Origin of the sequence: Kineococcus mangrovi (genome assembly GCF_041320705.1) — a bacterium.
GTDB lineage: Bacteria > Actinomycetota > Actinomycetes > Actinomycetales > Kineococcaceae > Kineococcus > Kineococcus mangrovi.
The window spans coordinates 206,464-217,952 of sequence record NZ_JBGGTQ010000009.1 but is presented as its reverse complement, the minus strand read 5'-3'; the positions used below and the strand labels follow the sequence as shown (position 1 = coordinate 217,952).

General features: G+C 74.9%; 10 protein-coding genes. 1 reads left to right on the top strand and 9 read right to left on the bottom strand.

Annotated features, from left to right (window positions below):
- Positions 1-48: 48 nt before the first annotated feature.
- From AB2L28_RS18250 to AB2L28_RS18240, 3 genes are read right to left on the bottom strand one after another with little or no spacing between them, the layout of a single operon-like run.
- Positions 49-765: a YcnI family copper-binding membrane protein gene (locus AB2L28_RS18250; RefSeq protein ID WP_370720410.1), complete on the bottom strand. Its 717-nt coding sequence runs from the start codon at positions 763-765 to the stop codon at positions 49-51.
- A gap of 22 nt (positions 766-787) precedes the next feature.
- On the bottom strand, positions 788-1,405 hold the full coding sequence (locus tag AB2L28_RS18245) for a hypothetical protein (RefSeq protein ID WP_370720409.1): 618 nt from the start codon (positions 1,403-1,405) through the stop codon (positions 788-790).
- A gap of 28 nt (positions 1,406-1,433) precedes the next feature.
- Positions 1,434-2,375: an aldo-keto reductase family protein gene (locus tag AB2L28_RS18240; protein ID WP_370720408.1), complete on the bottom strand. Its 942-nt coding sequence runs from the start codon at positions 2,373-2,375 to the stop codon at positions 1,434-1,436.
- A gap of 201 nt (positions 2,376-2,576) precedes the next feature.
- Between AB2L28_RS18240 and AB2L28_RS18235 the strand changes: the two genes are divergently transcribed.
- Positions 2,577-3,443 carry a hypothetical protein gene (locus tag AB2L28_RS18235; RefSeq protein WP_370720407.1) on the top strand — a complete coding sequence of 289 codons (867 nt, stop codon included), beginning with the start codon at positions 2,577-2,579 and terminating at the stop codon, positions 3,441-3,443.
- Positions 3,444-3,534: 91 nt separating this feature from the next.
- Here AB2L28_RS18235 and AB2L28_RS18230 read toward each other — a convergent pair whose 3' ends face one another.
- From AB2L28_RS18230 to AB2L28_RS18205, 6 genes are all read right to left on the bottom strand, one after another.
- The gene (locus AB2L28_RS18230; protein ID WP_370720406.1) at positions 3,535-3,975 is read right to left on the bottom strand and encodes a chemotaxis protein CheW; all 441 of its coding nucleotides are present in this window, start codon (positions 3,973-3,975) and stop codon (positions 3,535-3,537) included.
- A 1-nt stretch (position 3,976) separates the two neighbouring features.
- Positions 3,977-6,421, bottom strand: a complete 2,445-nt coding sequence (locus AB2L28_RS18225) for a chemotaxis protein CheW (RefSeq protein ID WP_370720405.1) — start codon at positions 6,419-6,421, stop codon at positions 3,977-3,979.
- Positions 6,422-6,647: 226 nt separating this feature from the next.
- Positions 6,648-7,271: a GTP-binding protein gene (locus AB2L28_RS18220; RefSeq protein WP_370720404.1), complete on the bottom strand. Its 624-nt coding sequence runs from the start codon at positions 7,269-7,271 to the stop codon at positions 6,648-6,650.
- The gene (locus AB2L28_RS18215; RefSeq protein WP_370720403.1) at positions 7,252-7,647 is read right to left on the bottom strand and encodes a DUF742 domain-containing protein; all 396 of its coding nucleotides are present in this window, start codon (positions 7,645-7,647) and stop codon (positions 7,252-7,254) included. The genes AB2L28_RS18220 and AB2L28_RS18215 overlap by 20 nt, the downstream gene beginning before the upstream one ends.
- A 6-nt stretch (positions 7,648-7,653) precedes the next feature.
- Positions 7,654-8,100, bottom strand: a complete 447-nt coding sequence (locus AB2L28_RS18210) for a roadblock/LC7 domain-containing protein (RefSeq protein WP_367637208.1) — start codon at positions 8,098-8,100, stop codon at positions 7,654-7,656.
- 119 nt (positions 8,101-8,219) lie between these two features.
- Positions 8,220-11,357, bottom strand: a complete 3,138-nt coding sequence (locus AB2L28_RS18205) for a sensor histidine kinase (RefSeq protein ID WP_370720402.1) — start codon at positions 11,355-11,357, stop codon at positions 8,220-8,222.
- Positions 11,358-11,489 lie beyond the last annotated feature (132 nt).

Sequence of the window (11,489 nt, the reverse complement as noted above, 5' to 3'; positions counted from 1 at the left end):
GCGCCGGGTGCCCCCCGGGGGGGGCCCGACGACGCCCCCCGGCCCGCCTCAGGCGCGCCGGCGCACCAGGACGAGGACGAGCGCGGCGAGGCCCAGGACGAGACCGCCACCGGCCAGCCAGCGTGCGACGGGGTCGGCGCCGGCCCCCTCCGCGGAGGTCGCCGCCGCCTCCGTCGCGCCGTGGACGTCGTGCTCGTCGCCGGCCGCCGCCGTGGTCGTGAACTCCGGCGCGGGGTGCTCGGGTTCGGCGGCGCCCGGGGCGGCGACGTCCGTCCAGTTCGCCACCTCCCCGTCGGCGTACGTCTGGACGGCGGGCAGCACGACGCGGGTGCCCGCGTCCGGCAGCGGCCCGACGTTCACCTCGAACTCCTCGAACTGCCCCACGCCGATCCCGGCGGCACCGGGCTGGGCGGTCCAGGTGACCGAGAGCGGCGCCTGCGTGAGGGTGACGCCGTCCGCCTCCACCGGTCGCGGCAGGGCGCCCTCGGTGACGGTCGCGACCCAGCCGGGGACGGGTCGCGTCGCGACGTAGCTGAAGGGGTGGTCGGTCGGCAGCGACACCCGCACGGACGTGGTGGCCGAGGTGTCGGACTCGTTGGGGACCCGGAACGCCACGACGCTGTAACCGCCGGCGGCGGTCGACGACGGGTCGGCGTGCACGTGGGCGGACGCCGGCAGGGCGGTCAGGAGCAGTGCGCCGCAGGCGGTCGCGCCGCTCGTCAGCGTGACCGCGAGGACGCGGGCGGGCAGGGTGGAACTCTTCACGGTGGTTTCTCCAGGGGTGTCGTCAGGACGAGGTCGCGAGGGCGGGGACCCTCGGCGGACCTCGGCGACGGACCCGGCGCGCGACGACGGACCGCGGCCGCGCGGGCTCGCTCGCGGGGACGACCGGGCGCGGCGCGACCGTGCGGACCGGCCGCACGGGCAACCGCACGACGGGCCGCAGCCACGCCCACACCGACCACAGCAGCGCTTCACCGTGGAGCAGCGCACCGAGCGCGAGCGCCGTGGCGGCGACGTGCGCGAACGTCATCCCGGCGCCGGCGCCGGTGGAGGGGACCGGGCCGCCGGCGAACGCGAGCACCTGGTGGTGCCCCGTCCCGGCGACGGTGGCCGCGGGGCCGGCGCACGCGTCGAAGACCACGTGCAGACCGGCCTGCCCCCCGGCGAGCAGCGCGGTGAGGACGGGCCAGGAGAACCTGCGACCGGCGAGCAGCAGGCAGACCGCGACGAGGACGAGGGTCAGCGCGGCGAGCAGGAACGGGCCGGGCAGCTCCCCGCCGGCGCTCAGGTGCGCCCCGGCCGCCAGGCCGAGGACGGTGGCCGCGACGGCACCGGCCCGCAGCCGGCGCCACACCCCCCGGGCCGGACCGGCGGGACCGGTCGTCGGCGAGGGGCTGGGCACCTCGTCACGGTACCGGGCGCTCCCGCCCTCAGGCGTGCCCGAAGGCGGCCTCCCACGGCCGCAGCAGGACCGCGCGGGCGTCGGAGCTGAGCAGGTCGGCGACGACCTCGGCGTGCACGACGCCGCTGACGACGTTCCACAGCCCGTCGGCGCCGTCGGCGGCTTCGAGCCCCCCGGCGCGGAAGGCGCGCACGGCCAGGAGCTGGGCGACGGCGGCCGTGCGGACGCGGTCGGACAGGTGCACGGCCCAGGAGGCGTCGTGGACGGCGCCCGCCCACTCCCCCGCCGAGGCGCGGCCGGTGGCGGAGGCGGCGCGCAGGCACGCGCGGTCGGTCCCGTCCAGGCGGCGCAGGGTGTCCAGGACGCGCGCGACGCCGGCCTGGTCGGGCCCGAGCCCGGTGGGCTGCTCCGGCAGCGGCGCGAGGTCGCGGGACGCCTGCAGGTACGGGTGCGCCAGGACGCGGCGGACGTGGTCGGGCAGCCGGTCGCCGAGGTAGGCGGACACGGCGGCGTCGGCGAGCACGTCGGCGGCCCGGCCGGCGTCCTCGGTGCGCAGGCGGGGACCACCGGCCAGCGGCGCGGACCAGGTCCAGTCGAAGACGTCGTGGTGGACGAGCCGGACGAGCGCGTCGGCGTCGGCGATGGTGCTGGTCTGCAGGACGCGGACGACGCCGGACTCGACGCGCGCGGCGGTCTGCTCGTCGGTGCTCTCACCCGTGAAGTCGCCGTGCGCCAGGCCGTTCGCGACCTGGTGCAGGACGTCGGTGATCTGCGGGACGTTGCCGGCGGCCTCGCGCACGGACTCCCAGGCCCCGGTCCGGGCGGCGGGGTCGTGACGGGCGGCGAGGACGTCGATCTCGCGGGGGCCGCAGTCGAGGGCGCGCAGCAGGACCTCGGCGGCGGAGTCGCCGTGCGGCAGGCGGACCAGGTCGAACCCCAGGACGGGTGAGCTCACGAGGGAGTAGTGCACGGTCGTCGCCTCCAGGCCTGGAACCACCACCGCCGGTCCGGCGGGGTGGAACCACCCTGACACTGCGTGACACCCGGGACCAGGCGACGTCCACCGTCCGGCCCTGTCCCCGGCGTGTCGGACCCTCCGCCCGGCCCACCGACGGCGACGCCGCTGGGCCGTCCGGGCGACGGGAGCGGGGTCCGGTCGTAACGTCGAGTCGTGAGGCAGGACGGGCAGGTCACCGGCCAGAGCGCTCCCGAGGCCGAGGAGGGGACGCAGGAGACCCCTCGCGAGACCCGCGAGGAGGGCCGTGAGCAGGGCCGGGGAGAGGTCCACGGCCGGTGGCCGTCCTGGGTGCTCGTCGCGGCGTGCGTCGTCCCGCCCCTGCTCCTGGCCGAGGCCGCCCGGCGCGTCCTCGGCGGCGACTACGACGAGGACTTCTACGGCGGTTACCCCTCCGGCTCGGGCGCCTTCGACGGGGCGGCCCCGGAGATCACGACCGGCCGCCGCTTCGGCGTGCTGTGGGCCCTCGTCGAGGCACCGGCCCCGCTGTGGGGCGGGGTCGTGGCGGCCCTGCTCGTGGTGGCCGTCGTGCTGGCCGCCCGCCCGGCGGCGCTCGTGCCCGACCGGTGGGGCCGGCGCGTCGCGGCGGGCGGGGCGTGGCTGTCGGCCGCGCTGGCGCTGGGGGGCCTGCTGGGCGTCGTGCAGCACGCGACCGCGCCGGTCGACGGCCCGGGCCCGGGGGCGCTGCGGTTCTTCCTGCGCACCGGCTTGCCCGACGACCTGCCCGGCGTCGCGGGCGCCCTGGCCGTCCTCGTGCCGGCGTTCGTCGTGCCGGCCGCGGCGGGGTTCGTGCTGTGGCGGGGTCCGGGCCCCGTCGCGGTGACCGCGCCGTCCCCGGGCCCCGGGCCCCGGGCCGACGAGGGGGGCGGCCCCGCCCCCCTGACCGGGGTCCCCCCGGTGGCCGGGCCGGGGGACCACCACCAGGACCAGAAACGGGTCAGCGAACCGGACCCGGACCCGGACCCCACCGGTCCTCCCGCCGTGCCGGAGACCGAACGGCACCTGTACCGCCGCCCCGGGTGAGGGGCCGGACCCCCGCACCGCCCCGGACGCAGGACGGGGTGGGACCCGTCAGGTCCCACCCCGTCCCGCACGACCTGGAGCGTGCCGTGGATCAGGCGGCGCTCTCCGCACCCTCGATCTCGAGCGCCTTGTCGACGTCGAGGACGAGCAGCAGCGCGCCGTCGAGCTTGTAGGCCCCGCGGATCAGTTCGCGGATCGGCCCGGACAGCGTGTCCGGCGGCGGCTCGAAGGTGGAGTCGGTGACCTCGATGACGCCCCCGATGGAGTCGACGAGCAGGCTCCAGACCTCCTCGGCGGCACGGACGACGACGTTCATCGCGACCTTGCCCTCCTGGCGGTCGGGCATGTTCAGCCGGCGGCGCAGGTCGAGGGCGGTGACGACCTGACCGCGCAGGTTGATCAGGCCCGCGACGGCGTGCGGCGCCAGCGGGGCGGGGGTGCGGGGCTGCTCGGTGAGCACCTCCTGGACCCGCCGCACCTCGACGCCGAACAGGTGCCCGGCCAGGTGGAACGTGGCGTACTGCGTGGACACGTCAGACCCCCAGTCGCTTGGAAGCTTCGGCGAGCTCGTGCTGAGCCTGCTCGGTGAAGAAGTTCGGGTCGGCCGCCAGGATCGCGGACCGGACGTCGAGGAGTTCGGTCACGCGGTCGCGGATGACCGCGGACCCGACCAGGCCGGCGTCGTCGATGTCGCTGTGCGCGTCCTGCCCGGAGACGATGTCGACGATCTCGTCCACGACGATCGCGACGGACCGGCCGCGCGCGGAGTACACGACGCCCGGCAGCGAGGCGACCTCCTGCTCGCCGTAGGAACCGCGCGACCCGCCACCGAGGTGGTGGGACAGCCGCACCAGCGGCAGGATCTCGCCGCGGTAGCGGACGACCTCGCGGCGGCCGACGCGTTCGATGGAGTCGGTGCGGAACTCCTCCAGGCGCGTGACGACGTCCAGGGGGATCGCGACCCGGCGGTTGTCGCCGAGGCCGACGACCAGCAGGCGCTGCCCGTCACCGGTCACCGCCTGCTGCGTGGCGGCCTGGTCCGCGGCGTGCTCGAGGCCGTCCGAGCGCATGGTCCGGCGGGCCAGGGACTGCACGTCGAGGATGAGGGAGACGCGGCCGTCGCCGAGGATGGTGGCGCCCGCGTAGGCGCCGATCGCCTTGAGGGCGCCCGAGAGCGGTTTGACGACGATCTCCTCGGTGTCCAGGACGCGGTCGACGAGCAGCCCGAACCGGCGCCCGTCGCACTCCAGGACCGCGATGACCAGGTTCGTCGGGAGCTCCACGTCGGCGGGGCGCCGCAGTTCCAGCGCCTCCTCGAGGCGGATCAGCGGCAGCAGCGCACCGCGCAGGCGGTACACCTTGGCGCCACCGACGTCCTCGATCGCCGTGCTCATGCGCTCGGTGTCCAGGCTCACGAGCTCCAGCAGGTTCACCTGCGGCATGGCGTAGCGCTGGCCGGCGCACTCGACGGTCAGGGCCGGGACGATGGCCAGCGTCAGCGGGATGCGCAGGCGCCAGACGGTGCCCTGGCCGTTGACGGACTCGACGTCGACGGACCCGCCGATGCGCTCGATGTTCGTCTTGACGACGTCCATGCCGACGCCGCGGCCGGAGACGTTGGTGACCTTGGCGGCGGTGGAGAAACCGGGCAGGAACAGGAACTGCAGGATGTCGTTCGGGGTGAGCGACTCCAGCTTGACCGGCGAGACGAGGCCCTTCTCGACGGCCTTGGCCCCGATGACGGCGGGGTCGATGCCCTTGCCGTCGTCGCGGATCTCGACGACGACCTGGCCACCCTCGTGCGCGGCGCGCAGCTTCAGGGTGCCGATCTCGTTCTTGCCGGCGGCGAGGCGGACCTCCGGCGGTTCGATGCCGTGGTCGACCGCGTTGCGGACGATGTGGGTCAGCGGGTCCTTGACCGCTTCGAGCAGGGTGCGGTCGAGCTCGGTCTCCCCGCCCTCCATCTCCAGCTTGATCTTGCGGCCCAGCATGTTCCCGAGGTCGCGGACGACGCGGGGCAGCTTCGACCACAGGTGGTCGATGGCCTGCATGCGGGTCCGCATGACCGATTCCTGCATCTCGCTCGCGACGAGGTTCAGGCGGTGGCAGGCGCGGGTCAGGTCCTCGTCGCGCAGGGCACCGGCGCGCTGCAGGATCTGGTTGCGGGCCAGGACGAGTTCCCCGGCCTGGCGGACGAGGGACTCCAGGAGTTCCACGTCGACGCGGATGGTGGCCTCGGCGGCGGACGCCTTCTCGGCCGGTGCGCCACCGGCGGGAGCCGGGGCAGCGGCGGGGGTCGGGGCAGCGGCGGGGGTCGGCGCGGGGGTCGGCGCGGGGGCGGGGGTCGGCGCGGGGGCGGGGGTCGGCGCGGGGGCCGGCGCCTCGGCGACGGGCTCGGGCGTGACCTCGGGCTGGGGGACGACCCCGGCGTCGACCTCGGGCTCGGGTTCGGGGGTCACCTCGGCGACCACCTCCACCGACTCGGTGACCGGCTCGGGGGCGGCGACGGCGACGGGCTCGGGCTCGGGGGCGGCCGCCGGGGCGGCGGGCTCCTCGGCGCCGGCACCGGCCGACGGCGGCAGCACGGGCTCCTCGCCGTCGAGAACGGCGCGGATGGCGGCGACGACCTCGGCGACCTCGACCGGGCCCTCGGAGTGGGACTCCTCGATCGCCGACAGCAGCGCGCGGATCGTGTCGACCATGCGCAGCAGGACGTCGGTGGTGACCGGTGTCATGACGAGCTGGCCGTCGCGCAGGCGGGCGAGCAGGTTCTCCCCGACGTGCGCCACGGACTCCAGCTTGGAGAAGGCCAGGAAGCCGGAGGTGCCCTTGATGGTGTGGATGGTGCGGAAGACGCTGGCGAGCAGCTCCCGGGACCCGGGCTGTTGCTCCAGCGCCACGAGGTCGGAGTCCAGCTGGTCCAGGTTCTCGTAGCTCTCGACGAGGAACTCCTGGACGATCTCGTCCATGTCGTCCACGTGGCGCCCCCACTTCTCGCGTCGGACGGCCCCGGCTGCGGGACCGCTTCATCTCGTGCTCTGCAGGACTCATCGGCAGCCGCGGCGGAAAGCTGAAACGGGGCTGCACGGCACCTCGGCCGAGCCGGCCACGAGGTGGTGGTCGCCCCGGGGAGCCTGCGACCGGCGGTGGTACGACGAACGCCGGCCCCCGCGGTCGGGGGCCGGCGTCCGGGTCGGGCAGGTCTCAGGCGCCGGCGTTGAGCCGGGCCAGGGCGGTCTGCACCAGCGTGATGAGGCTGTGCTTGGTGGCGGCCTTCGAACGCGCGTCGGTGTAGACGAGCGGCACGTGGTCCGGCACCGCGAGCGCCTCGCGGACGGAGTCCAGGTCGTGCTGGGCCACGCCGTCGAAGCAGTTCACGGCGACGACGAACGGGATGCCGCGGGACTCGAAGTAGTCCACGGCCGGGAAGCACTGGTCGAGGCGGTCGGTGTCCACCAGCACGACCGCACCGATCGCGCCCTTGACGAGGTCGTCCCACATGAAGAGGAACCGGTCCTGCCCGGGGGTGCCGAACAGGTACAGCCACAGGTTGCCCGGCAGCGCGATGCGGCCGAAGTCCATGGCGACCGTGGTCGACGTCTTGCGGTCGGAGTTCTGACCGGCGTCGTCGACGCCGACGGAGTGCTCCGTCATGGCGGCCTCGGTGCGCAGCGGTTCGATGTCGGAGATCGAGCCGATGAAGGTCGTCTTGCCGACGGCGAAACCGCCGGCGACGACGATCTTGACGACGGTGGGTGGCGCTTGGACGTCGGTTCCCGCGGGCGCTCCGGCTCCGGCGGGGCTCACGTCAGAGCGAGGAAATGCCATTGAGAACACTCTCCAGGACGCTGATGGTGGTCGCGGGTTGAGGGGCGGAGGTCATGCTGAGGCCGTGGATGCGGACCTTGCCCGACTGGGCCAGGTCGCTCACCACGACCCGCACGACTCCGACCGGCAGGTGGACGTGGGCGGACAGTTCCGCGATCGACAGGTAGGACGTCCTCGTGAGCTCGAGGATGGTGCGCCGTTCCGGTGTCATCCCGACCTCCGGTGCGGCCGTGGCCTCCACGAGCGCCTCGACCGGGAGGTCGGTGCCGCTCGGGCGGGTCCGGCCACCGGTCACGGTGTACGGACGGACGGTGAACTCCTCGACGTCCTGGTCGTCGTCGTCGGACCACAGGTCCGCACTACCAGGTGCTGTCACTGGGTGTCACCACCGCGCTGCGACCGGCGTCGACGTGGGCAGGGCCGCCCGCATCTCCGACACCAGCTGCGGGGTGAGGACGGTCTCAGCGCGCTGGACCAGCATCGCCATCTCGTAGCCGATGAGCCCCACGTCGCAGCCGGCCTCGGCGGCGACGGCCAGGACGGACCCGTCGGAGATGTTGACGAGGAAGAAGAACGCGTCGTCCATCTCGATGATGGCCTGACGCACCTCCCCGGACTGCAGCTGGTTCGCCGCGCCCCGGGCCAGGCTGGAGACGCCGGAGACGATGGCGGCGAGCTGGTCGCCGGCCTCGCGGTGGAGCTTGTCGGACATCGCCATCAGGAGGCCGTCGGCGGAGACGACGACGGTGTGGGTGACGCCGGGGACGCTCTTGACGAAGTTGTCGAGGAGCCAGCTGAAGTCGGCGGCCTCGGAGCTAAGCGCGGTCACAGTGGGTTTCCTCTTCTCGGAACGGTCTGCTGGGTGTCCGTGCGGTGGGTGGGGCGGTGGGTGGGGCGGTGGGTGGGGCTGGGGTCGTGCGTTCCCGGTGCGGTGCCCGGGGGTCTGGGTCAGGCCTCACCGGCGGCTCCGCTCTCGGGAGCGGCCGGCGTGTCGGCCGGGTTCTCCCCGGCGCGGCCGCGGGACACGCCGGCCTGGAAGCCGGACAGCATCGAGCGGACGTCGGCGGGGGCGCGGCGCTGGCGGTTGGCCGCCGCGCGGGCCGGGGCGGGCTTGGCCGCGGCCGCGGTGGCGCCCGCCTGGCGGCGGACCAGCGGTGCGGAGCCGGTGCCCCGGGAGGGCGTGAAGTTCTGCCCCTCGGTGAGGGCGTTCAGCGCTTCGGCCGCGAGGGCGTTGCGCTGGCGCAGGGCCTCACCGACGGTGCGACCGGCTGCGGGGGCCTCGGCCGGGACGGCCGCGGGTTCGGCGACCGGGACCACCGGAACCACCGGGACCGCGGGGACCGCGGGGACGACCGGGACCTCGACGGCGGGCGTCTGCACGACCGGGACCTCGACGGCGGGCGTCTGCACGACCGGCGCCTCGACGGCGGGCGTCTGCACGACCGGCGCCTCGACGGCGGGCGTCTGGACGACCGGAGCCTCGGGAGCGACCGGGGCCGGCGCGGGGGCCTCGCCCCGGGTGGCGTCCAGGGCGTCCAGCGCCGAACCGGTCAGCTCGCCGTCGGCGCGCTTGCGGGAGGTCCAGAAGGCCTCGGCCGCCGTCTTCGGCGGGGTCGCCGAATCGCGGACCTGCCGCGGCTTCTTCCCCGCCTTGGGCAGGATGTCCTGCGCCGCGGCCAGAGCCGTGGGCGCGGGCTCCTTGCGTTCGCGCTTGGGCATGGCCGCACCGGACGGGGCCGGCGCCGCAGCGGGCTTCCAGTCGGTCTCGGGGACCGGCGGGGCCGCGGGGGCGGGCGCCGCGGGGGCGGGCGCCGCGGCGGCGTCCACCTTCGCCTGGGCCTGCGCGCCGCGCCTGCGGGTCGGCAGCTGCCGGCCCTCGGTCTTCGCCTTGGGCGAGGTCACGCCGACCTCGGAGCTCGCGGCCGCCTCGGCCGCGGACTTCGACAGCGTCTCGGACAGCGCGTCGCCGAGGCCGCTGGCGGCCAGCGGGTTGCCGACGATGCTGTTCGGCCCGATGGGGGCGGCCGGAGCCGACGGGCGGGTGGGCAGGGCGCCGTTCGCGGCACCACCCGGCAGGGCCGAGGGCACCTCCGGCAGGGCCGAGACCCCGGGCAGGGCGGACAGGCCGGTGGAGGGCGCGGGCTGGCCGGGCTGCGGCAGGCCGGAGTCCAGCGCGGCGAGCTCGGGCTGGCCGCCCTTGACGCTGCCGGGGGTGAAGAGCGCGGCGGGCAGGACGAGGGTCACGTTCGTGCCCCGGCCCTCGGCCGTCTCGAACTCGACCTCGACGTCCAGGCGGCCGGCGAGGCGGCCGACGACGTAGAACCCGAGGCGCTGGGCCCCGACGAACTCCGAGGCGCGGCCACCGGAGATGCGCTGGTGGGCGGTCTCGACCTCCTCGGCGCTCATGCCGAGGCCGGAGTCGGTGATGGTGACCTCGACACCGCGGTCGGTCTCGGCGGTGCCGACAACGACGCGGGTGCCCGGGTCGGAGAAGTTCGTCGCGTTCTCGAGCAGCTCGGCGATCAGGTGCGAGGCGGACAGCGCGAGGTGACCCACGACCGGCGGGTCCACCTGCAGGGCCAGGTCGACGCGGTCGTAGTGCTCGATCTCGCCGGCGGCGGTGCGGACGACGTCCGACAGCGGCAGCGGGCGGCGCAGGCGACGGCCGGTGTTGATGCCGGCCAGCACGAGCAGGGACTCGGCGTTGCGCCGCATCCGGGTCGCGAGGTGGTCGAGGGTGAAGAGGTCCTCGAGGGTGTCGGGGTTCTCCTCGGTGCGCTCGAGCTGGTCGAGGAAGGCGAGCTGGCGGGCCAGCAGCGTCTGGTCGCGACGGGCGACGTTGACGAACATCTCGGCGATCGAGGCGCGCAGGGCGGCCTGCTCACCGGCGATGCGGAAGGTGGTCTCGTTGAGGTCGTTGATGACCTTCGTGACCTCGCCGATCTCGTCCTGGTTGCCGATCTCCAGCGGGGTGAACTCCACGCCGGGGCCTTCACCGGGGGTCCGCATGCGCTCGACCATGCGGGGCAGCTCGTCGCGGACCTCGGTCGCGGCGCTGGCCAGGCCGGCGAGGCGGCGGCCGATGCTGCGGGCGGTGCGGAAGGCGAAGACGCCCACGGCGGCGAACAGCAGCAGGGCGGCGGCCAGGAGGGCGATCGCCTGGACCGTGTCGCGGGAGGCCTGGGCGCCGGCCTCGTCGGCGACGTTCGCGGCGCGCTCGGCGACGGCCTGCTGGTAGGCCGTGACGACCTGCCCGGTGGTGTCCTGCCACGCCTGCACCGTCAGGGACGGGGTGCTGCTGGCGGCGAAGAGGTTGCGGTCCTGGTTGAGGAAGGCGAGCGCGGACGTCGTGGCGCTCCGGCTGAGCTGGGCGTCGAACTGCGCGGCGTCCGCGGCGCTCATGCGGTAGCGGGCCTGCTGCTCGAAGTACGCGCCGCGCTCGATGGCGCTCTCGCGCAGGGCCTGCACCGTCGAGGAGGACTGGCCCTCCAGCACGAGGGAACCGGCGGCCTGCTCGACGGCGAACGAGTCGATGCGCTTGAGCAGGTACCCGAACGCACCGAGGTCCTGGGCCATGTCGCGGTCGCCGGCCTGCTCGGCGACCGCGACGGTGAGGTCGGTGGCGGCGGAGCTGATGTCGCTGTAGGTCGACAGCGCGGCGACCGGGGTGGTGGAGGCGTTGTCGACGGCGCTGCGGATCTGCGGCAGCGTCTGGCCCAGGCGCTCCTGCACGGAGCCGTAGACGGCGGCGGTGGTGCCCGACGTCAGGTCGACGCCGCTGTCGGCCACGGCCTGCGTCACCTTCGCGATCGCGGCGTCGGTGGCGGCGCGGTCGGTGGCGAGCCGGGTCGTGCCGGCCTCGGTGGGTGCGGCCAGGTGCTCGACGGTGTCCTTGCGCTCGGCCTGCAGGGCCGTGAAGAACTCGTTGATCGTCGCCGTCGACCCCGCGTACGCGGCCAGGTGGCGACGCTCCGCGGTGGCGACCGCTTCCCGCGCGGTCGTGGCGACGACGGCCACGAGCAGCAGCAGCAGGGGCACCACCAGGAGGACCGCGAGCTTGGCTCGGATGCTCAGGTTCCGCAGCATGTCAACCTTCCGTACACGTGGTGAGCAGTCGAAACTGCTCTCCGTGGGTCGAGCAGACTCGTGAGTGATCGGGACGTGGACCCGTGGGGTGAACCCCGCGGGGGCGATACCCCTCGTTCGGCTCATCGGCGC